Annotated in this window: 19 protein-coding genes; 14 read left to right on the forward strand and 5 right to left on the reverse strand. The window is 70.0% G+C overall.

Annotation, left to right across the window (positions count from 1 at the left end):
- Position 1: 1 nt before the first annotated feature.
- Complete coding sequence (locus tag O3I_RS14280) at positions 2-856, reverse strand: tryptophan 2,3-dioxygenase (protein WP_014983636.1); 855 nt, start codon at positions 854-856, stop codon at positions 2-4.
- 91 nt (positions 857-947) lie between these two features.
- Here O3I_RS14280 and O3I_RS14285 point away from each other — a divergent pair, with 91 nt between their 5' ends.
- From O3I_RS14285 to O3I_RS14315, 7 genes are all read left to right on the forward strand, one after another.
- Positions 948-2027 carry an alpha/beta hydrolase gene (locus O3I_RS14285; protein WP_014983637.1) on the forward strand — a complete coding sequence of 360 codons (1080 nt, stop codon included), beginning with the start codon at positions 948-950 and terminating at the stop codon, positions 2025-2027.
- 205 nt (positions 2028-2232) lie between these two features.
- On the forward strand, positions 2233-3186 hold the full coding sequence (locus O3I_RS14290; protein WP_014983638.1) for an NAD-dependent epimerase/dehydratase family protein: 954 nt from the start codon (positions 2233-2235) through the stop codon (positions 3184-3186).
- A complete protein-coding gene (locus tag O3I_RS44480; RefSeq protein ID WP_014983639.1) occupies positions 3186-4148 on the forward strand; it encodes a glycosyltransferase in 963 nt (320 codons plus the stop codon). The genes O3I_RS14290 and O3I_RS44480 overlap by 1 nt, the downstream gene beginning before the upstream one ends.
- A complete protein-coding gene (locus O3I_RS44485) occupies positions 4145-5350 on the forward strand; it encodes an ATP-grasp domain-containing protein (protein ID WP_014983640.1) in 1206 nt (401 codons plus the stop codon). Before O3I_RS44480 ends, O3I_RS44485 begins: the two co-directional genes overlap by 4 nt.
- Positions 5347-6012, forward strand: a complete 666-nt coding sequence (locus tag O3I_RS14305; RefSeq protein ID WP_014983641.1) for a hypothetical protein — start codon at positions 5347-5349, stop codon at positions 6010-6012. The genes O3I_RS44485 and O3I_RS14305 overlap by 4 nt, the downstream gene beginning before the upstream one ends.
- On the forward strand, positions 6012-7232 hold the full coding sequence (locus O3I_RS14310; RefSeq protein WP_014983642.1) for a hypothetical protein: 1221 nt from the start codon (positions 6012-6014) through the stop codon (positions 7230-7232). Before O3I_RS14305 ends, O3I_RS14310 begins: the two co-directional genes overlap by 1 nt.
- Positions 7232-8176: a hypothetical protein gene (locus tag O3I_RS14315; protein WP_014983643.1), complete on the forward strand. Its 945-nt coding sequence runs from the start codon at positions 7232-7234 to the stop codon at positions 8174-8176. Before O3I_RS14310 ends, O3I_RS14315 begins: the two co-directional genes overlap by 1 nt.
- A 12-nt stretch (positions 8177-8188) precedes the next feature.
- On the opposite strand, the gene O3I_RS14320 is transcribed toward O3I_RS14315, so the two are convergent.
- Positions 8189-8941 (reverse strand): SDR family NAD(P)-dependent oxidoreductase, encoded by a 753-nt coding sequence (locus tag O3I_RS14320; RefSeq protein ID WP_014983644.1) that lies wholly within the window; start codon positions 8939-8941, stop codon positions 8189-8191.
- 111 nt (positions 8942-9052) lie between these two features.
- Here O3I_RS14320 and O3I_RS14325 point away from each other — a divergent pair, with 111 nt between their 5' ends.
- The 7 genes from O3I_RS14325 (at position 9053) to O3I_RS14355 (ending at position 16459) form a co-directional block, all read left to right on the forward strand.
- The gene (locus O3I_RS14325; RefSeq protein WP_237748303.1) at positions 9053-10306 is read left to right on the forward strand and encodes a helix-turn-helix domain-containing protein; all 1254 of its coding nucleotides are present in this window, start codon (positions 9053-9055) and stop codon (positions 10304-10306) included.
- A 94-nt stretch (positions 10307-10400) separates the two neighbouring features.
- Positions 10401-11924: an aldehyde dehydrogenase gene (adh, locus tag O3I_RS14330; RefSeq protein WP_014983646.1), complete on the forward strand. Its 1524-nt coding sequence runs from the start codon at positions 10401-10403 to the stop codon at positions 11922-11924.
- Positions 11924-12451 (forward strand): DUF779 domain-containing protein, encoded by a 528-nt coding sequence (locus O3I_RS14335; RefSeq protein ID WP_014983647.1) that lies wholly within the window; start codon positions 11924-11926, stop codon positions 12449-12451. Before adh ends, O3I_RS14335 begins: the two co-directional genes overlap by 1 nt.
- A gap of 171 nt (positions 12452-12622) precedes the next feature.
- Positions 12623-14269, forward strand: coding sequence for a hypothetical protein (locus tag O3I_RS14340; RefSeq protein WP_141692305.1), 1647 nt, complete (start codon positions 12623-12625; stop codon positions 14267-14269).
- A complete protein-coding gene (locus tag O3I_RS14345; protein WP_014983649.1) occupies positions 14266-14700 on the forward strand; it encodes a FixH family protein in 435 nt (144 codons plus the stop codon). Before O3I_RS14340 ends, O3I_RS14345 begins: the two co-directional genes overlap by 4 nt.
- A gap of 50 nt (positions 14701-14750) precedes the next feature.
- On the forward strand, positions 14751-15920 hold the full coding sequence (locus O3I_RS14350) for a hypothetical protein (protein WP_014983650.1): 1170 nt from the start codon (positions 14751-14753) through the stop codon (positions 15918-15920).
- Positions 15917-16459 (forward strand): hypothetical protein, encoded by a 543-nt coding sequence (locus tag O3I_RS14355; RefSeq protein WP_014983651.1) that lies wholly within the window; start codon positions 15917-15919, stop codon positions 16457-16459. Before O3I_RS14350 ends, O3I_RS14355 begins: the two co-directional genes overlap by 4 nt.
- A 3-nt stretch (positions 16460-16462) precedes the next feature.
- On the opposite strand, the gene O3I_RS14360 is transcribed toward O3I_RS14355, so the two are convergent.
- From O3I_RS14360 to O3I_RS14370, 3 genes are read right to left on the reverse strand one after another with little or no spacing between them, the layout of a single operon-like run.
- Complete coding sequence (locus O3I_RS14360) at positions 16463-17536, reverse strand: hypothetical protein (RefSeq protein ID WP_014983652.1); 1074 nt, start codon at positions 17534-17536, stop codon at positions 16463-16465.
- Positions 17526-18773 (reverse strand): ATP-binding protein, encoded by a 1248-nt coding sequence (locus O3I_RS14365; RefSeq protein WP_014983653.1) that lies wholly within the window; start codon positions 18771-18773, stop codon positions 17526-17528. The genes O3I_RS14360 and O3I_RS14365 overlap by 11 nt, the downstream gene beginning before the upstream one ends.
- Positions 18770-20170, reverse strand: coding sequence for a cytochrome P450 (locus O3I_RS14370; RefSeq protein WP_141692306.1), 1401 nt, complete (start codon positions 20168-20170; stop codon positions 18770-18772). Before O3I_RS14370 ends, O3I_RS14365 begins: the two co-directional genes overlap by 4 nt.
- Between the last annotated feature and the right edge of the window lie 147 nt (positions 20171-20317).

Consider the following 20317-nt stretch of genomic DNA (forward strand, 5'->3'; position numbering starts at 1 on the left):
CTCAGCCTCCGAGCTCGGTGCGAACGGCGAACAGTTCCGGGAAGAAGGTGAGGTCGAGCGCGCGCTGCAGGAAGCCGACGCCGCTGGAGCCGCCGGTGCCGCGCTTGGTGCCGATGGTGCGCAGCACGGTGCGCATGTGCCGGAACCGCCAGAGCTGGAAGTTCTCCTCGAGATCGACCAGTTCCTCGAAGGTCTCATAGATCGACCAGTGTTGCTGTGGGGCTTGATAAATGGACTTCACCAGCGGAACGAGTCCGGGGTCGAGCACGTAGGCCTGTGTCACGTCCCGGTCCAGCGTCGAGCGCGGCACGTCCAGTCCGCTGCGCGCGACGTGCCGCCAGAACGAATCGTAGAGGCTCGGTTCGTGCAGCAGGGTGTCCAACTCTTTGTGCGCCACCGGATCTGCCTCGAAGACGCGCAGCATGGACGCGTTCTTGTTGCCGAGAATGAACTCGATCGCCCGGTACTGATAGGACTGGAAGCCCGACGAGTTGCCGAGCACGCCGCGGAACTGGGCGTATTCGGTGGGCGTCAGGGTGGCCAGCACGGACCACTGCTCGGTCAGCGTCTTCTGGATATGTTTCACCCGCGCAATGCATTTCAGCGCGACGCCGGTGTCGTCGGCGTCGAACGCGGCCCGCGCCGCCCTGGTCTCGTGCAGCACGAGTTTGAGCCACAGCTCGGTGGTCTGGTGCTGGATGATGAACAGCAACTCGTCGTGATGTTCGGGCCTGCTCACCGGATGCTGCGCGCTGAGCAGGGTGGGCAGATCGAGGTATCCGCCGTAGCTCATGCGGGAGCTGAAGTCGGTGACGATGTCGTGTTCGAGTGCCCGGGTGTTGTGCTCGACGGTCATGCGAATTCCCCACTGGTCGGGTACTACCTGGTGCCGCCAGGTTATGACATTATCGTGACGTTCGCTAGATCGATGTCATGGGAGGCGCGCGATGAGCGACCTGCGGATCGTCTTCGGGCCGGACGCGGTCACGCACTGGGCGACCGCCGCCGAACTGCTCGCCGCGGCCTGCGCCGCCTACGACGTCACGGCGGTACCGATGCACACCGCCGACCCGGCCGACTTCGCCGCGGCCTGCCGTGCCGCCGCCCCGGACGAGGAATTCGTGGTGGTGCCGGGTGCGGCCGCGCTGCCGGGGGATGTCCCGCGGCGGATGATCCGGGTGGACTTCGAGCGATGCGCCGCCGACCGGTCCGCCGGTGTACGCACGCATATCCGCGGTCGGGGCCTGGCCGGTCTCCGGTACGCCGTAGCGGACTGGTATTTCCACCGGTTCCATCCCGCGACGATGCTGACCTACGGCAAGCATCCGTATCAACGGGTGTCCCTGCGGACGCCGGCGGGCCCCGGCCCGTTCCCGGTGGCCGTGCTGCTCCATGGCGGGTACTGGAAGCCGTGGTGGGACAGCGACCTCATGCACGCCTTGGCGGCCGATCTCACCGCCCGCGGCTGCGCGACATGGAACATCGAATATCGGCGACCGGCCGAATCGGGCTGGCCCGCAACCGTCGCCGATGTCGCCGACGCTTTCGCGGCGCTCGCACCGGCGGCCGCGGCGCACCGGCTCGATCTCGATCGGATCGCCGTGCTCGGCCATTCGGCAGGCGCGCAGCTGGCGTTGCGCCTGGCCGCCGACGCACGGGACACCGACGTGCGGGTCGCTGCCGCGGTGAGTCTCGCGGGCGTGCTCGACCTGCGGACGGCGGATCGTCGCGAGCTGGGCGACGGGGCGGTGGCGCTCGCGCTCGGCCAGCGCTACGCGCCGGACTCGGCCGTTTACCGCTCGGCCGCACCGATCGAACGATTGCCGCTCGGTATACCGCAACTGATCGTATGCGGCCTCGACGACGAGCCCGATCTGCTGGAGTTCGGCAGGAACTATACGGATCTCGCTCGTACGAAACAGGATTCGGTGGATCTGCTCGAACTGCCCGCCGATCATTTCGCCGTGATCGATCCGGGCAGCGCGATCTGGCGACGCACGGCGCAATGGTTGATGCACACTCTCTGAAACCTCGGGGTGAAATCCTCGGCCCCGAAAACTATGGCTATCGGCGACCTTCCGAAGCTGCCTAGGCTGTGCCGCACATCATCCACGCGTCCTCTTTCGCGGGTGCGTGGATCCGGACAAAATCCGGACGATGCGGACACCCACGGTTATCCTGTCGGCACCACCGGCGGGTCACCGAATAGATAGCGCAAGGTGGGACAACAGAATGAAGGTCGGGGTCACGGGCGGGTCGGGATTCATCGGCTCCTATGTCTGCGAAGAACTGGTGCGGCGCGACCACGAGCCGGTGATCTTCGACCATCGACGACGGGCGGGCGCGCAGCCGTACGAGGTGATGCTCGGCGATATCCGCGACGCCACCGCGATGGCCGAACTCGCCGCACACTGCGAGGGCGTCATCCACCTCGCCGCGGTGCTCGGCACGCAGGAGACGATCAGCCGGCCCCGGCCCGCCGCGGAGACGAATCTGGTTGGCGGACTGAACTTCCTGGAGTCCGTGGCGCAGTACGACCTGCCGGGCGTCTACATCTGCGTCGGCAACCACTGGATGAACAACAGCTACTCGATCTCCAAGACCGCGGTCGAGCGGTTCGTGCACATGTTCAACGCGTATCGCGGTACCCGGGTGACGAACGTGCGGGTGGTCAACGCCTACGGCCCGCGCCAGCTGGCGGCCGCGCCGTTCGGGGCGGGCAAGGTACGCAAGTTCACGCCCGCGGTGATCTGCCGGGCGCTGACCGGCCAACCCGTCGAACTCTACGGCGGCGGGGTGCAGCTGTCCGACATGGTCTGGGTGGGTGATGTTGCGCGGGTGCTGGTTTCGGCGTTGGAGTCGGCCGAGCGCGGCCTCGTGCCGGACGTCGTGCTGGAAGTCGGTCCGGCCCGCTCCCAGTCGATCCGGTCCGTCGCCGAACTGATCATCGACCAGTGCGCCGAATTCGGGTACCCGCGGGTGCCGATCGTCGGCCTGCCCATGCGGCCGGGCGAGGAGCCCGGCGCCGTCGTGCGGGCCGATCCGGCGACGCTGTCCGTCATCGGCGTCGACCCCGAATCGCTGCTGCCGCTCGACGACGGCATGCGGCGCACCATCGAATGGTTCATCGAGACCCGCGGCACGCATTGGGGTGTGCCGGAGCCCTGCGAGACGGCCACGGCGTGATGGCCCCCGCCGGGTTCGGCCTCACCGTCGTGGTGCCGTGCCGCGACGAAGAGGTCAATGTCATCGCGGCGCACGCGGCCGTCGTCGCCGAGCTCGGCGACCACGATGTCGAGCTGCTGTTCGTCGACGACGGCAGCACCGATGCCACACTGGCGCTGATGACCGGGCTGGCCGCGGAAGACGAACGGGTGCACTACATCTCGTTCGCGCGCAACTTCGGTTTCGAGGCGGCCTTCGCCGCGGGGTACAAGTACGCGAGCAAACCGTGGATCCTGCACCTGGACGCCGATCTGCAGAGTCATCCGAGTCAGGCCCACAAGCTGATCGCGGCCGCGTCGGACCGGGTGGACGCGGTGTTCGGGGTGCGCGACGAGCGCGCCGATCCGCCGTTGCGGCGGTGGGGCTCCGCGCTGTCGGAGCTGATCGCGCGGCGCCTGCTCGGGATCGAAATGCCCCGGGGCGCCACGACATTCCGTCTGGTGCGCGCCGGCGTCGCGCGCCGGATCGTCGAACTACGCCGTCCCGCACCGTACTTCATGGCGTCGCTGCCCGCCGTCACGAACCGCTACACCACCGTGCGGACGGCGCACCGGGCCCGGGCGGCGGGAGCGTCCAAGTTCACCGTCGCGGGACTGGCCCGGCACGCGCTGGACCTGTACATCGGGCACTCCGGCGCACCGGCGGCCGGCGCGGCACTGCTGCTGGTGGTGGTCGCGCTCGCCGCGTGCACGGTGCTCGTCCTGTTCGGCGCGGGCGCGGTGGGCGGCGGTGTGGTACTCGCCGCGCTGCTGTGCGCCGTGCTCGCCACCATGCCGGCTTTGGCTCTGCTGCTGCGTTATTCGGTGCTCACGGCCGGTCGCGGCGTGCGCGCGCTGTATTACATACGAGAGTCCGACCTGCCCATCGACGCGGCCGACCGGCTGCACCTGGGGCGGTCCGTGGTGGGTGGAGGTGCGTTGTGACGGGCACGGTGGTCATCCTCGGCGGAGCGGACGGGTCGACGTCCACCTATCGCCGGGCCCGCGAACTCGGCTATCGCACCGTCTGCGTCGATAGGTGCGCCGACGCCGTTGCGCGGTCGCTGGCCGACGAATTCGTGCACGTCAGTATCCGGGACCCCACGGCGATCGCCGCCGCGCTGGACGGGCGCGCCGATATCGTCGGCGTGCTGTCGCCGGCCAGCGATACCGGGCTGTCCGCGCAGCGCTGGCTGGCACGGCACTGGGAGCTGCCGGATCCGCTTGCCGCACAGGTCGTGCACGCCTCGCAGGACAAGTCCTACTTCCGGGCGGTGTGCCATCGGCTCGGCTTCGACAGTTACGGGTACGTCGCGGGCCGGGCCGACGCGGAACTCGCATTGCGCGCGGCGACACTGCGGTTCCCGGTGCTGGTGAAACCGCTGGACGCGCAGAGCAGTCGCGGGATCCAGGTATGCGCGGAGGTATCCGAGGTCGCGGCGGCGGCGCGGGAGGCGGCCCGGTTCGCCAGTGACGGCGGCGTGATCGTGGAGGAGCAGATCGCCGGAAAGCATTACAGCGCAGAGGTGTTCGTCGATCGCGGGCGGATCGTGTTCATCGGGGTCAGCGCCCGCACGCTCACGCCCGCCCCGCATTTCGTGACCATCGAGCACCGGGTGCCCGCCGACCTCGCCGTCGAACAGCGGTGGGAACTCACCGACATGCTGAACGAGCTGATCACCGAACTCGGCTATCGGCGCGGCCCGTTGACCGTCGATGTGATCGTCGACCCGTTCGGCACCCTGCATCTGATCGAGATGGGCGCCCGGGTCGGTGGCAACGGGCTGGGCGAATTGTTCCGGCACGCTTACGGAGTGGACACCGTCGAGGCCTCGATCGCCGCCGCGACGGGCGCCGCGGTGGATGTCATGCCGACCCGGTCCCGCGCCACCGTGTCCGGGGTCCTCTACACCGACGACGCCGGCGTGATCGCCGAGGTGCGCGGTGCGGACGACGCGGCCGCGGCGATCCCCGAGCTGGCGGAACTGATGCTCTTCGTCCGGCCCGGCGAAGAGGTGCGGCCGTACCACAACGCCGCGAACAAGCTGGGCCACTTCATCGTCGTCGCCGATCTGCCGGACCGGGCGGCCGAGGCGGCGGACGCGGTGCGGGCCAGGTTGCGGTTCGACCTGAGCGGGGCGGCATGAGTCCCGCGGTGCGCAGCGCGCTGCTCGGCGGCGCGGCCGTGGTCGCGGCCGGGCTGGTCTGGGGGACCACCGGCCGGGCGCACGGTTTACAGAGCGTGTGGGCGCTGCTGGCCTCGCTGATCCCGTTCGTCTTGGCGACCGAGACGATCGCGAGCCTGCGGCCCGACTGGTTCCGGCGCGGCCGGCTGGTCGAGATCTGTGCGCTCGCCGCGTTTCTCGTCGTGTTCTGCTTTCTGGTCCCGAAGATCTTCGCCGCCGCGCTCGACGACGATTTCAGCCGGTTGTATTCGTGGATGCGGATATTGGTGCCGCTGCTGATCCTGTGTCTGGCGCTCATGCTGCGGCTGGGCGGCGCGGACCCGGCCGTGGCCCGCCGGGTCGGCTACGCAGGCATCCTCGTCATGCTCTCCGGCATCGAGGACCTCGCGTTCCAGCTGCTGCGCGGGAAACCACTGGCCGCACAGTGGGATTGGGCCGATCACATGACGGTTCGGCTCGGCCATGTGGCGAGCCGGAACGAGGCGCTGGCCTTCATCGTGGTGCATCTGGTCGTGGCCGCGGTGGTGTTGATGCTGCCGGACCGGTACTGGCAGGGGATCGGCGACGGCGTGCGGCGGCGCGCCGCCGGGGTCCGGCAACGAGCGGGCACGCGTCACCGCTGATGGTGTCCCCGCCTGCCACGCTGCCCGCACCGGCCACCGTGCTGTCGTTGCTGGCCGGGCGAGGCGGGTTCCGGCTCGCCTATCACGGCATAGCGCTTGTGCTGCTGGCGCTCTGGGGTGCGGACCAGTTCGCGGTGTACGCGAGCGCGGTCGGCGCCACGGCCTGGATCGCGCTGCTCAGCTCCGGTCCGGAGAAGTCCGTGCTGAAACTGGTGCCGCGGCTGCGGCGCACGGGCGCGACCGTGGTGCGGACCGCCGTGCTGACCTCCGCCGTGCCGCTGGTGCTCGCCCTGCTCGCGAGCGCGGTGACCGCGGGCTCGGCCTTCGTGGTCTACCCGCTGGCGGCCGCCTGGAGCGCAGGTCTCGGGCTGCTGACGGTCGTGGTGGCGGTGCATCGCGGGGCCGGGCGTCCGGACCGCGACAGCCATGGTTTTCTGCTGCTCGCCGCGGCCATGGTTGCTGCGGTGGGAGTCGGTGCGGCAGTAGAGCTTCCACCTGCCGGTCAGCTCACCGTGCTCCTCGCGGTGACGCTGGCTGTGGCCGCCTGGTCGGCCCGCGGCCTGCCGCCGCTGACGGTGCGGCCGCGCCGGGGGACCGCCGCGGCGATCGTGCGGGCGGAACTGCTGCTCGGGCTGTACGAGCCGCTGGGCAGCGCGGCCGTCGGCGTGCTGTACGCGGCCTTGGCGCTGAGTGGTCAGCGGGACAGCAGCACGACACTCTATGTGGCGCTGTTGGTGTCGAGCGTGGTCGGCTCGGGCACGCTGTACCTGCTGCGGATCTATCAGCCCGTGTCGTCACTGCGGCTGCGCGGATCGGGCGCACGGGCCGGGATCGGACTGGCCCGCCGGCTGCTCGGCACCGCCCTCGGTGCCGGCCTGCTGGGTAGCGTGCTCGCGGTCGCGCTGGCCGGGAAGGTCACGGCCACAGTGCTTGTCGCGGTGCTGCTGGGATTCGAGATCCCGGTGCACGCGCTGGTGAGTCTGGCGCTGTTCCTGGTGGAGAACACCGGCCGTCGTGAACTGATGGTCGCCGCCGTCGGTGCCGCAACGCAATTCGCCGCGGTCACGCTGGGTGCGGCGGTGCTGGTGCCCGCGTACGGTCCGCCCGGCGCGCTCGCCGCACTGGTCGCTTCCTATGCTGTGCTCGCGGCATCGACTCTGCCAAGGCTCAGCCGAGCGTCCCGTGCGGTAGCGCGACGCCGCGGTCCCGGAAAGCGGTGATGGGTGTGCGCGTCGATGTCTTCGATCCCTTCCGCGACGTCGAGCCGCCGTGGTGGGACACGGTGCGGCGCACCACGGGACTGCGCGCGACCTGGTCCTGGGAGGTGCTCGCCGCGGCCGGACCCCGGCTCGGTATCGCGGTGGTGTTCGACGGCGTGGACGTCGTCGCGCTGGCCGCCGCGCGCTGGACGGCAGGCGTGCTGAACGTCGCCGCGCCGGGCAGTACCGGTCAGCCGGGATGGTGGGTGGCCGACGCGGCGCGGGCGCACGAGCTGTTCGGCGTGCTCGCCGCGGGCCTGCGGGCGCGCTTCCGGTACGCCGTGCTCGGCACGCTGTGGCGGGAGCTGTCCCGCGAGCAGGTGGCGACCTTCGGGGGCTTGCGCATCACCAGGGAGGTCAACCCGAGCGCGATCCTGCCCGTGACATGGCCCGACGAAGACGGCTGGCTGGGCACGCTGTCCTCGAATCGCCGGCGCAGCCTGCGCGCCGAAGCCCGGTGGCTGGCCCGCGATCACGATCTGATCGCCGGTTTCGGGCCCGCGAGTGAGCTGGACGTCGATCAGCTGGTCGGACTGTTCCGGCGGACCGAGGAGAAGTACGACGGACTCGGCCGCGCACCGCGGATGCCCGACGAATGGCTCTACCGCGTGCTGGTGCACCCCGACGTCTACGCGGTGCACTATCACGACACCGACCGGAACCTGTTGGCCGCGTTCACCATTCTCGACCACCCCAGCTGGCCCCTGGTGCATCGCTGGGGCGCGCTCCCGGTCGACGAGGGCGGCCGCAAACATCTCTACTTCGACGCCTTCCGCCGCACCGTCGCCTGGGCGGCGTCCGTCGAAAAGCACGGCCTCGTCTGGGGCAAAGGCCTTCCCGACGTCAAAGCCCGCCTCGGCTGTCAACTGATCCCGCGCTACGCCGTGGCCCTGGCCGGTCGTTGACACCCGGGCCGATCAGTCCACGAGGGCGCCGCACGAGAGGTTGAGGATCGCGCCGGTCATCGCGCCGGCCGCGTCGGAGACGGCGTAAACGGCTGTCTCGGCGACCTCGTCCAGGCGGGGGAGCCGGGCGAGCTTGGTGTCGTCGAGCAGGGCGGCGAGGGATTCGTCGTCGGCGGCGAGGCCCGGCACCGTGTCGGGAGAGAAATTGGCGCGCAGGCACAGCACCCGGACACCGTGCCTGCCGACCTCACCGGCCAGACTGCGGTTGAGCGCCTCGATGCCGGCGCAGGCGAGGTTGAATCCGCCCATCCGATGCCGGGATTCGGCGGCGGCGGTGGCGGACAGCAGCAGGATGACGCCGCTGCCCTGCGCGGTCATCCGCCGGGCGGCGGCGGTCGTGGTGACGAAGTGCGAGCGCGCGGCCTCGACGATCGGAGTCATGAAGTCGTCCAAGGTCATATCGATGAGCGCCACGTCCTGGACCGCGTTCATGCCCACCGCGTTGAACGAGATGTCGAGCGTGCCGTCCTGCGCGACCACGCGGTCGGCATGCGCCTCGACGGCCGCCTGATCGAAGACATCGACCGGCGCGACGGTGGCCCGGCCGCCGCGTCCGATGATCTCCGCGGCCACCGCGGCCAAGGTCTGCTCGGTCCGGCCCACGAGATGCACGTGTGCCCCCGCCGCGGCGAAGGCTTTGGCGACGGCCCCGCCCATACTCCCCGCCGCCCCGTAGACCACCGCGTTCTTGTTGTTCAGTCGCATGTCTTTACAGACGGTCCGAGTCTCCGGAATTCATCACTCCGCCCCGGGCGCATTGCCCGGGTCCGCCGCGCAAGGGAGGATGGAGAGGTGGCCGTCGGATCCAGTGCTCGGGTGAATCCTTGGGTGGCGCTGGGCCCGGAGGACGACGCGGAGCGGGTGGGCCACCACGTTTCGGCCGCACACGAACTGTTCGTCGCGCGCGGCGAGGCGCCCCGCAGTGTGCGCCGGGTGATCGAGGCGTCCTGGTTGCGCAGTCGCGGCAACGGCATCGACCCGGACCGCCAGATCGGCCGGACCTCGCTCACCGGCCTCGAATTGGAGCGCTATCGGCGAGCGCATCCGATGGCGGCGGTACGCCCGGTGGTGCAGAAGCTGTTGGTCGAGGACGCGCGGGACACCGGACTACTGGTCGCGCTCAGCGATGCGCGGGGCCGGCTGCTGTGGGTGGAGGGCGATGCGGCGGCCAAGGATCGTGCCGCGCAGATGAACTTCGCCGACGGCGCGGACTGGAGCGAGGCCGCGGTCGGCACCAACGCCCCGGGAACCGCACTGGCACTTGATCATTGCGTGCAGATCTTCGGTGCCGAGCACTACAGCCGGGTGGTGCATCCGTGGAGCTGCGCGGCGGGCCCGGTGCACGATCCCGCGACGGGACGGGTGCTGGGCGCGATCGACATCACCGGCGGCCCGCGGGTCGCCGCCCCCGAGGTGCTCTCGCTGATCAAGGCCACCGTCGCCGTCGCCGAATCCGAGCTGCGCGCCCACCCGGCGCCGGACCCGGCCGCGCCGCGGGTCGAACTGCTCGGCGCCGGTCCCGCGCTGCTGTTCGGCCACGAGCGAATCGCGCTGTCGCGCAGGCATTCGGAGATCCTGCTCCTGCTGCTGGAACATCCCGAGGGTTTGTCGACCGAGCACATCGCGGTACTGCTGGACGAACGCGACCTCGACGCGGTGACCGTGCGCGCCGAAATCTCGCGCCTGCGCCGCATTCTCGGCGGCACCACCTTGGGGTCGCGGCCGTATCGGCTGCTGACGGAACTCGATTCGGATATCGGCGAGTTGCGTCGCACGCTGCGTCGCGGTGATATCGCCGCCGCCGTCGCGGGATACCGCGGGCAACTGCTGCCCACCTCGCGCGCGCCGGGCGTCGGTCGGATACGTGAGGCGCTGCGGGCCCGAATGCGTGCCGCGGTGCTCAAGTCGCGCGATCCGGCGATCCTCGGCTGGTGGATCGGCTCCGTCGACGGCCGCGAGGATCGTGGCGCGTGGGCCGCCTATCTCGCCTCGCTGGACCGGGATTCGTCGTTGTACGCGCAGGTGGCAGCACAGTTACGAATGCTCGATCGCGAGTTGGGCGGCTGCTGAACGGTTCCCAACGGTGATGCAACGTTGGCGCTCTAGTGTCGTGGATCACATGCCGTGCCCAACGGCAGTGCCGTCTCGACCGCGAGGAGCTTCGATGACCGTCTACGCCCGGCCCGGCGCACCGGATGCCCTGATGAGTTACCAATCCCGCTACGACAATTGGATCGGCGGCCAGTGGGTGGCACCGGTCAAGGGGCAGTATTTCGAGAATCCGACCCCGGTCACCGGTGAGAACTTCTGTGAGGTGGCGCGTTCCACCGCAGAGGACATCGAACTCGCGCTCGACGCGGCGCACGCCGCCGCCCCGGCGTGGGGCAAGACCTCGGCGGCCGAGCGCGCGGCGATCCTGAACAAGATCGCCGACCGGATCGAGGAGAACCTGGACGCGATCGCCCTGGCCGAGGCGTGGGACAACGGCAAGCCGATCCGCGAGACGCTGGCCGCCGACATCCCGCTGGCGGTCGACCACTTCCGCTACTTCGCGGGAGCCATTCGCGCGCAAGAGGGTTCGCTGTCGGAGATCGATGCCGAGACCGTCGCCTACCACTTCCACGAGCCGCTCGGCGTGGTCGGTCAGATCATCCCGTGGAACTTCCCGATCCTGATGGCGACCTGGAAGCTGGCCCCCGCGCTGGCCGCGGGCAATGCGGTGGTGCTCAAGCCGGCCGAGCAGACCCCGGCCTCGATCATGTTCCTGTGGAGCATCATCGGCGATCTGCTGCCGCCCGGCGTGATCAATATCGTCAACGGCTTCGGTGTCGAGGCGGGCAAGCCGCTGGCCTCCAGCAACCGGATCGCGAAGATCGCGTTCACCGGCGAGACCACCACCGGCCGGCTCATCATGCAGTACGCGTCGCAGAACCTGATCCCCGTGACGCTCGAACTCGGCGGCAAGAGCCCGAACATCTTCTTCTCCGATGTCATGGGCGCCGACGACGACTTCCTGGACAAGGCCCTGGAAGGCTTCACGATGTTCGCGCTGAACCAGGGCGAGGTGTGCACCTGCCCGTCGCGCTCGCTGATCCAGGCCGATATCTTCGATCGCTTCCTCGAGCTGGCCGCGCTGCGGACCAAGGCGGTGCGCCAGGGCGATCCGCTCGACTCGGAGACCATGATCGGCGCGCAGGCGTCCAACGACCAGCTGGAAAAGGTGTTGTCCTACATCGAGATCGGCAAGGGCGAGGGCGCGCAGCTGGTCACCGGTGGCGAACGCGCGCTGCTGGGCGGTGATCTGAACGGCGGCTACTACGTGCAGCCGACGATCTTCACCGGCCGCAACGCGATGCGGATCTTCCAGGAGGAGATCTTCGGACCGGTGGTGTCGGTGACCTCGTTCACCGACTACGACGACGCCATCTCGATCGCCAACGACACCCTGTACGGTCTCGGCGCGGGGGTGTGGTCGCGCGACGGCGGCACCGCGTACCGGGCGGGCCGTGATATCCAGGCGGGCCGGGTGTGGACCAACACCTATCACCAGTATCCGGCGCACGCGGCGTTCGGCGGCTACAAGCAGTCCGGGGTCGGCCGGGAGAATCACAAGATGATGCTCGACCACTACCAGCAGACCAAGAACCTGCTGGTCAGTTACGCGCCGAAGGCCATGGGATTCTTCTGATGGGACAGCCCGCCCCGCCCCGGCTGGTGGCGACCACGGGGGCGGCGCAGCTGTTGCGCCGCCTCCGTACCGCGCACGGCGCGCTGATGATGCACCAGTCCGGCGGCTGCTGCGACGGGTCCTCGCCGATGTGTTATCCGCTGGGGGAGTTCATCATCGGCGACCGCGACGTGCTGGTCGGCATCATCGATCTGCGTCTCGCGGTGGGCGAGGTGCCCACGACGCTGCCCGACGACGAACTGGACGCGGTGCCGGTGTGGATCTCCGGCTCCCAGTTCCAGGCGTGGAAGCATACGCAACTCGTCATCGACGTGGTGCCCGGCCGCGGGTCCGGCTTCAGCCTGGAAGCGCCGGAGGGTTATCGATTCCTCAGCCGGGCAAGGGCTTTCACGACCGCGGAGAACGAGGCGCTGGCGGCCGTCGCGCCGGTGGTCGGCGCCGAGTACGAATCCGGCGCCCGCCCACCGGTTCCCGACACTCCCCAGGTGGTCGCCGCGGCGGTGGACGCGTGCCCGGTGCCGCGCTGACTCGGCCGAGGACACCGCGGTAGGTATCGCGGGCGAGCTGACCGGCGGGATACGAGGCGGCCGGCGGGCATTCTCCGGAACTTCCCCTATTCGGACATCAACCCAGCGGGGTAGACCGGATCCCCTCAGCAGGTGATGATCTCGCGGTGCGGTGTCCCTAGGGTTGCGAAAGTGCCCGTCGCCCGTGCTGCTCGATATCGCGTCCTGTTGTTCGCGGGATTGCTCCTGCTGCTGGGTGCCGGGGCGGCGCCCGCGTTCGCCGATTCCGCCGCCGCGGGCGCGGATCTCTCGATCGCACAATCCCTCGGCGACCGGGAGCTGACCGTGGTCCTGCGCCGGGTGACCAGCGTGCCGGGGCCGCTGCGGGTCGACGTGGTCACCCACACCGGTACCGCCGCGGGGAAACTCGAACTCGCCGCCGTCCCCACGGGTGCGGTCGGCGTCGATTCCACGCTGCCCGCGCCCGGTGTTCCCGTGGCGGAGAACAGCATCGAACTCGGCGCGACGCCGGGGATGTACTCGGCGACCCTCGACATGGACCGGCCCGGGCCGTGGGAACTGACCATCGGTGACGGCACCCGGGTCGCCCGGATTCCGTTCGTCGTCCCCGCACAGGTCACCTCGCCGCCGGAACGCCTGGTCTATCGCGGCTTTCTGGTGGCGGGCGTGCTGCTGCCCGTCGCCGTGCTGATCGCCGTGCGCGCCAAACGGCCCGCGTGGGCGCTGCTCCCGGCGGGCGGAATGGTCGCGGGTATCACGGTATCGGTGACCGCGGCGCTGCTCTCGGCCTCGCTCCCGCTGCCGCCGCAACCGGGTGGCCAGCTCGATCCCACCCTGGACAACGTCACCGATCCCTACGCGGTGAATCAGCCCGCGATCGCGGACTTCTCGCGACCGCCGGTGCTGCTGACCGTGGCGAGCGGACCGTTGGTCGCGGGCCGGCCGGGCGATATCGACCTGGCCCTGCTCGACGCCGCCACCGGTGCGCCCGTCGACGACCTCGTGGTGCACGACAGCGCGCTGGTGCATCTGCTCATGGTCGGGCCGTCGGGCGGCCTGTCCCATCTGCATCCGATCCGCACCGGCCCCGGGCGCTACCAGGTGCATTCGACGGCAACCGAACCCGGGCGCTACGCGCTGTCCGCGGAACTCGCGCGCCGCGGCGGCGGTGTGCAGATGGCCCGCGCCGCAACCGGTGTCACCGTCCTGCCGGGCGCGCCCGGCACCGCCCCGCCGCGTCCCGCCCCGGTGTCGCTCGGCGGTCCGGTGACGTCCGCGTCGCTCGAGATCGACGGCACGCCGATCGAGGTCGAGACGACCGCCGCCGTGGCCGGGCAGCCGACCACGATCACCGCCGAGGTCGGCGACGCCGCCGAACTGCAACCGTGGCTCGGCATGGTCGGTCACCTGATCATGGCGGGGCCGATACCGGACGGCAGCACCGATATCGCGGCGGCCGTGCACGATTCGGCGATCTGGGGGCACGGCCACTCGATGGGGCCGACGTCGATGCAGGGCATGGCGGACCTGCCCGAGATGGACCACGCGTCGGGCGCACACCACCTGCCGGGCATGGATCACGCAGGGCCGCACAGTATGCCGGGAGTCGAGCCCGCCGGAAGTCGCGGCGTGATGCTCATGCCACCCGCGAACGGCCAGAGCCCGCCCGACGAAACCGTGGCCGCTTATGGACCGGACGTGCCCTTCACCTACACCTTTCCGGCCGCGGGCCGATACCGGCTCTGGATTCAGGTCGAACGACGCTTCACCGTCCTGACCATTCCCGTGGTGCTCGAGGTCGCGGAGGCGCGGCGATGAGCGAAACAACCACGCGCACGACTCGTTCGCGCCGCCCGCTGATCATCGCCGCCGTGCTGGTGGTGGTGCTCGCGCTGCTCGGCTGGTTGCTGTGGCCGAGTTCGGCGGAAGCGGTCACCTTGCGCTCGGGTACCGAACGCCACCTGGTGACGGTCACCGTCGAGCGAGTCCGACTGGGCGACACCGCCGTCGACGTCGCGGTCACCGATCGGGCCGGAGCGCCTACAGCGGATGCCACCGTCACGGTGCAGGCGACCCAGTTGCTGATGGGCCACGCCGGACCACCTGTCGCGCTGACCGCCGTGGGCGACGGTCGCTTCCACGCCGACTCGGTGTCGCTGATGATGACCGGTCCGTGGGAACTGCGCCTGACGATCGACGCGCACGGCGGCGTCGACCAGCTCACGGTGCCGCTGTGGGTGGGCAACTGAAACAGGCACGCGGCAAACAAGATTCAACGAAGCACCGAGGAGGGCAGCGGATGGACAGCTCGGCAGCGTTCGACGCGAGCGAAGGGCGAGCCGGACCGGCGGTGGACACCGTCGCGGCCCGGCCCGCGCCGGACCACACGGCATCGGACAACAGCGCCGCCGCGCGGGCGGGCGCATGGGGCGTCCTGGCGGGCACGGCCGTCACACTGGTCGGGTTGAGCTGGGACATCCAGTGGCACAACGATGTCGGGCCGGACACGTTCTTCACGCTGCCGCACCTGTTCCTGTACTCCGGCAGCGCCATCTCCGGTTTCGTCAGTCTCGCGATGGTGTTCCTGGCCACCGCCGCGCAACGGGCCGGGCGGCCCGTGCCACGGCTGGGCGGCACGCCCATTCGCGTGTTCGGCAGCACCCTCACCGCGCCGCTCGGCTATCTGATCGCCGGGGCGGGCGCGGCCCTGTTCCTCCTCTACGGCCTGCTCGATCTGGAATGGCATTCGATCTACGGCTTCGACGCGGTGCTGAACACGCCGTCGCATGTGGCGCTGTTCCTGTCGATCACGTTGACCATGATCGGCAGCATCATCGTGTTCGCGGCACATCGCGACCACCGGTGGGGCCGGCTCGGCATCGTCGCGGCGGTCCCGATCCTGATCACCTTCGCGCCGATTCTCGCGCAGGCCTTGGACAACCTGGACCTGCCGGTGGATTCGACCATCCTCGGCGTGCTGTTCTTCGGTCCGCTGCTGCTCGTCCTCGGTGCGGCCGTGCTGGCGCGGCCCGGCGCCGCGCTGGCCATCGCGGTGACTCTCGGTGTGCTGCAGGGGATCCTGTGGTGGTTCTCGCCCTGGGCCGCCGAAGCCTACGCCGATTCGATCGGCCTGCCGTTGCGCGACGGGCTCGGCTCGCGCCCGCCCTCGCTGCCCGCGATCATGCCGATGTTCCTGCTGCTCGCGGCCGCCGGGATCGAGGCCCTGTTCTGGTCGGTGCGCACCCGCGGCTTCGACGCGAGCAAGGTCGTCGTGCTGGCCGGTGGCTTCGCCGGAATCGTGGTCGGCGTGACGTTCCCGCTGCAACTTCAGCTCACCCACTTCTTCTCGGGGATCGGGCCCGGCGACGTCCTGATCTCGACCGCGCTGGGCCTGCCACTGGGTCTGCTGGCCGGCTTCCTCGCCGGTCGATTCGTCCGCATGCTGCCCACACCGGGAGGTCTCCGATGACCACCCTGCGCAGGTTCGCGCTCACCGTGCTGGCGGCGCTCACGCTGTCGCTGGTCGCGATCAGCCCCGCGTCCGCGTACGCACCGGTCGACATCGTGCACACCGAGCGCGTGCAGGCCGGGCCGTACGGCCTGACCGTCGGCTTCTCCACCTGGCCGATCCGCGCGATGCAGTCGCTGGACTTCACCTTCATGCCCGACGGCGGCATCGCCGACAAGTCCGGGACGCTGAAACTCACCGGGCCCGGGCTGAATTGGCGGCGGCCCGCGAAGTTCGTCCGGCACCCGCGCAAGCGCGATTCGTGGGGCCTGGACATCTTCGCGGTCGACGATCCCGGCACCTATCGCTTCGCCTTCACCATCGATGGCCCGCTCGGGCACGGCGAGGGCACACTGGATGGGCTGCAGGTGCTGGACCAGCCCGGACCGCCGCTGCCACTGAGCTGGTCGATCGCCGCCCTGCCGCTGCTCGGGCTGCTCGGCTTCCTCACGCTCGCCTGGCGACGCACCCGGCCGGGCAGCAAGCCGTTGCCGGTGTGAGCCTCAGTAGATGTGGCTGGGCAGCGGCACCTCTGCCGCCTGCGCCCCTGCCGAGCGGTCCAAGGTGGCGGTAACCGTTCCGGCGCAGTCGATTTCGGTCCTGCGGTTGCGGTCCTCCGCGTCCACCAGCACGGTGGCCAGATTGCGGCGTCCCGGCGGCAGCACCCGCACCGTGACATGGCCGCGGTCAGTGTTGTCCAGTTCCTGAACGGCGATGTCGCGCACCAGATCACGCAGTGCGAGGGACGCGGTTTCCAAACCGCCGTCATCGAGCAGCATCACCTCGACGCCCCGTCGGCGCGCGGCGCGGGCGGCAGCGAGCACCTCGCTCGTCGACAGCTGCGGTGCGCGCAACTCGTCCCGGAGTTCGGCCTCGAGCAGCCGGCATTCCTCCCGTTCCTCGGGCTGGAACGGGACCGCGGTGGCGATGCGTTCGAGCATCGGACGCGCGCGCAGGTCGAGCCGGTCGAGCTGGCGTTTGCGCTCGGCCTTCTGCGCGTCGAGCCGGGCCCGATTCGCGGCGCGCGTGGTCGATTCGGCCTCGAGTTCGTGCAGCGAGCGCAGGGTGGGGCGCATGATCGCGGCGAAGGCCGCGGCGATGACGACATTGACCAGCGGCACCACCCCCTGCACGAACGCGGTCGCCGCACCACCCGCGGCGGCGACGACGGCGAGCCAGGTGGCCACGGTTCCGGCCCAGGCCAACAGGTTCCGGCCGCGCAGCACCAGCAGGGCGAGCGTGATGCCCGCGGTATACGCGGTCCACATGCTGGTGCGCGCATCCAGTTGCGCGGTCACCTGATCTCGGACGATCAGGGTGGCGACCGGCCCGGCGGCGGCGACCAGCAGGGCCGAGGATCTGCGGATCGGCACCCCGGGGTCGAGCACGACGAGGACGGTGCTGGCGGCGAGCAGTGCCGCGGCCAGGAAAAGCGTGGGGGACAGCGGTATTCCGGCCAGCCGCACCGAACGGATCATCACCGCGGCGTCGGTGGCCAGCGCCACCACGATGATCGTCACCATGGTGGAGCGCTGCCCGCTGAGTAGTCGGCTCAGGTCGCCGTGGTCAGGCGTCATCGGGTGCGTCCCATTCCAATATGATCCGGGTTCCGGCGCCGGGCGCGGCGTCGATGACGGCCCGGCCGCCGACCTCGCGCATCCGCTGCACGATGCTGACCGTGAGGCCGAGGCGGTTCGGCGCGACCGCGGCCGGATCGAATCCGGCGCCGTCGTCGGCGACGACCACGGTCAGGCCGCATTCCCGCGCGGCGATGGTGACGTCGCGGGTGACCGTGCGCTCCGGCACGTCCGCGTGCCGCACACTGTTGCGCACGGCTTCCGCGGCGGCCTGCGCGAGGGCGCTCACCGCCGCCGAGTCGATGCGCAGGTCGCTCGCGCGCCGATCGTGGCGGACCTGTACGCGCAGTGAGGTTTCGGTGGCCGTCGTGACCTCGGTGGTGATCGTCTCGATCGCCTCGGCGCCGGTGCACAATTCGTTGATCCGCCCGATCGCGGCGAACTGACCGAGTGCCTGTTCGGCCTGCCGGGCCAGCATCGTCGGGCAGCCGCCGCGCGAGGTGTCGAGCAGTGTGGCGAGCACCTTGTCATGGATCACGCCCGCGAACAGCGCGCGCTCGCCGGCCCGTGCCTCCGCGGCCGCCGCGAGCGTGGCCTGCTGCTGGGCCCGGGTCCGCTCCATGTCCAGCAGGTAGGCGGCACGCCGCGTCATTCTGGTGATGTAGACGAAACCGACCGATATGCCGAAGATGCGCAGCCAGGTGAGGAAGAACTCGATCGAGCCGAGATCGTTCTTGACCTGACCGTTGGACCACGCCGCCAGCACCGCCACCACGAGCAGATAGAGCGCCGTCACCGGTGTGCGCCACACGACCGTGGCCGCGACCCCGCCGAGCGGTACCAGCCGATAGATCCATTCCACGTCGTTGGTGATCTGCCCGGAGGTCACCGCGAAACCGGACAGCCCGATCACCACGGCGAAAACCGTTGCGTGCGTTGCCGCTAGCACCCGGACCGCGGGGAACGGCACGAACAGCGTGGTGGCCGTCAGCACCAGCGCGGTGCCGAACACCCCGCACATGGCCACCACGGTCCACCACGGCGCGTAATGCCGTGACTGCTCGGCGATCTCCGCGGCGTCCCCGATGCCGAAAATCCACGTGCCCGCGCCCAAGGCGAAAGCGATGATGCGATCCACCCGTTCCCCCGCGGCCCGTGCGGGCACGGTTCGCTGCCGCCGGAGATTCGGCAACACGGCGGTCGCGCGGTACCGCAGGGCCTGCCGCAGCGAAGTCATCTGGAGTCTCTGGCTTCGGCCCCGGAGAGTTCCCGGTGCGGTGCCGGGGCACGACGCAGGTACGTGGTGCGGACCCGGCGCTTGGGACGCAGGTTGATGGTCAGTTTCATGCCTGGGTCGCCCGCTACTCGCACCGTGCCACCGCTGAGCAGCAGTGCGGTGAAGATCTGTCCCTCCAGCAGGGCGAGCGCGGAACCGACGCAGACGTGTTCACCCGCGCCGAAGGGCAAGTAGGACAGGCGTTCCCAGCTGCGGTCGGCCTCGGCGGCGAAGCGGTCCGGCCGGAACGCTTCCGGATCGGGGTAGCGTTCGGCGGATCGGTGCATGACGTACGGTGCGACGAAAACGATGGTGCCCGCGGCGATCTCGTGCTTGCCGAGGCCCGTGTCGCACGCGGCTTCGCGCAGGAACGCGGGGGAGGGCGGATACAACCGCATCGACTCCTTGAACACCTGCAGACAATACGGCAGCAGCGCAAGATCTTCCGCCGTCGGCAACGCGCCGCCGAGGACCCGGTCCACCTCGCCGCGGGCGCGGTCGGCGGCGACCGGATGGCGCGCCAGCGCGTACGCGGTCCAGAACATGGCGTCGGCGCTGGTCTCGTGCGCCGCGGCCCAGAGGTTGATCACCTCGTCGATCAATCGCTCGGTGGGCATCGGCGCGCCGTCGCGGTCCCGCTGGGCGAGCAGCGCGGACACGATGTCGTCGCGCGGCTCGCGGCGGCGCGCGTCGACCATGGCGGTGGCCCAGCCGCGAACCACGCCGAGGTCGCGAATGAACTCGCGGTTGCGTTTCGTCGGGATGTTGAGCGGGGCCACGATCGGGCGCGACATCGCGCGCATCTCCCAGTCGAAGATGCGGTTGGCGGCGTCGAGCACCTCCCGGTAGGCGTCGATCGGCTCGTCCACCAGCAGGCCGGCGATGACGTCGTGCATCATCTCCTGCACAGCGGCGAGCAGATCCACCTCGCCCGCGGCTTGCCAGCGGCGCAGGTGCGGCTGCATGCGCTCGGCGATCACGTCGACGTATTTCGGCACGCGCCGCGCGGTGAACAGCGGCCCGACCAGCGCGCGCTGGCTGCGGTGCACGTCGCCCTCGGAGATGATCAAGCCCTCACGCAGTGCGGGCCACAGCGTGCCGGTCACCGCGCGGGCCCGGCGGTAATCCGCGGCGCGCGAGACCAGCACCTCGTGGATCTCGGCGGGCCCGGTCACCAGCGCCGCGGGCCACATGCCGATCTGGAAGCCCGCGACCGGGCCGTGCTCGTCCGCGAGCCGCCGCATCACGCCCAGCGGATCGCGGAACCACCGGATCGTGGTGCCCAGCCCGAGTACCCCGCCACGTCCGTGGTGCAGTCTTGCAGTTTCCCCTGTTTCCCCCGCCCGATCGTCATTCAACTGACGATTCCTCCCTGGCTCGTCACCGAAGTCTGACTCGATGGTCAGTCGATCGTTCGTTGTTCAGTTGTGGCTGCCTCTGCGCAGTCTTCTCTGCCGCATGTTATCGGGATCACGGCGCGCCGTCGCGCCCGCAGAATTGGGGTC

The sequence above is a fragment of the Nocardia brasiliensis ATCC 700358 genome, from assembly GCF_000250675.2.
Taxonomy (GTDB): Bacteria; Actinomycetota; Actinomycetes; order Mycobacteriales; family Mycobacteriaceae; genus Nocardia; species Nocardia brasiliensis_B.

Excerpts from the sequence above, each read along its gene's own strand:
- O3I_RS14280 (WP_014983636.1), bottom strand. The coding sequence starts at position 856 with ATGACCGTCGAGCACAACACCCGGGCACTCGAACACGACATCGTCACC.
- O3I_RS14285 (WP_014983637.1), top strand. The coding sequence starts at position 948 with ATGAGCGACCTGCGGATCGTCTTCGGGCCGGACGCGGTCACGCACTGG.
- O3I_RS14290 (WP_014983638.1), top strand. The coding sequence starts at position 2,233 with ATGAAGGTCGGGGTCACGGGCGGGTCGGGATTCATCGGCTCCTATGTC.
- O3I_RS44480 (WP_014983639.1), top strand. The coding sequence starts at position 3,186 with ATGGCCCCCGCCGGGTTCGGCCTCACCGTCGTGGTGCCGTGCCGCGAC.
- O3I_RS14305 (WP_014983641.1), top strand. The coding sequence starts at position 5,347 with ATGAGTCCCGCGGTGCGCAGCGCGCTGCTCGGCGGCGCGGCCGTGGTC.
- O3I_RS14310 (WP_014983642.1), top strand. The coding sequence starts at position 6,012 with ATGGTGTCCCCGCCTGCCACGCTGCCCGCACCGGCCACCGTGCTGTCG.
- O3I_RS14315 (WP_014983643.1), top strand. The coding sequence starts at position 7,232 with ATGGGTGTGCGCGTCGATGTCTTCGATCCCTTCCGCGACGTCGAGCCG.
- O3I_RS14320 (WP_014983644.1), bottom strand. The coding sequence starts at position 8,941 with ATGCGACTGAACAACAAGAACGCGGTGGTCTACGGGGCGGCGGGGAGT.
- adh (WP_014983646.1), top strand. The coding sequence starts at position 10,401 with ATGACCGTCTACGCCCGGCCCGGCGCACCGGATGCCCTGATGAGTTAC.
- O3I_RS14335 (WP_014983647.1), top strand. The coding sequence starts at position 11,924 with ATGGGACAGCCCGCCCCGCCCCGGCTGGTGGCGACCACGGGGGCGGCG.
- O3I_RS14345 (WP_014983649.1), top strand. The coding sequence starts at position 14,266 with ATGAGCGAAACAACCACGCGCACGACTCGTTCGCGCCGCCCGCTGATC.
- O3I_RS14350 (WP_014983650.1), top strand. The coding sequence starts at position 14,751 with ATGGACAGCTCGGCAGCGTTCGACGCGAGCGAAGGGCGAGCCGGACCG.
- O3I_RS14355 (WP_014983651.1), top strand. The coding sequence starts at position 15,917 with ATGACCACCCTGCGCAGGTTCGCGCTCACCGTGCTGGCGGCGCTCACG.
- O3I_RS14360 (WP_014983652.1), bottom strand. The coding sequence starts at position 17,536 with ATGACGCCTGACCACGGCGACCTGAGCCGACTACTCAGCGGGCAGCGC.
- O3I_RS14365 (WP_014983653.1), bottom strand. The coding sequence starts at position 18,773 with ATGACTTCGCTGCGGCAGGCCCTGCGGTACCGCGCGACCGCCGTGTTG.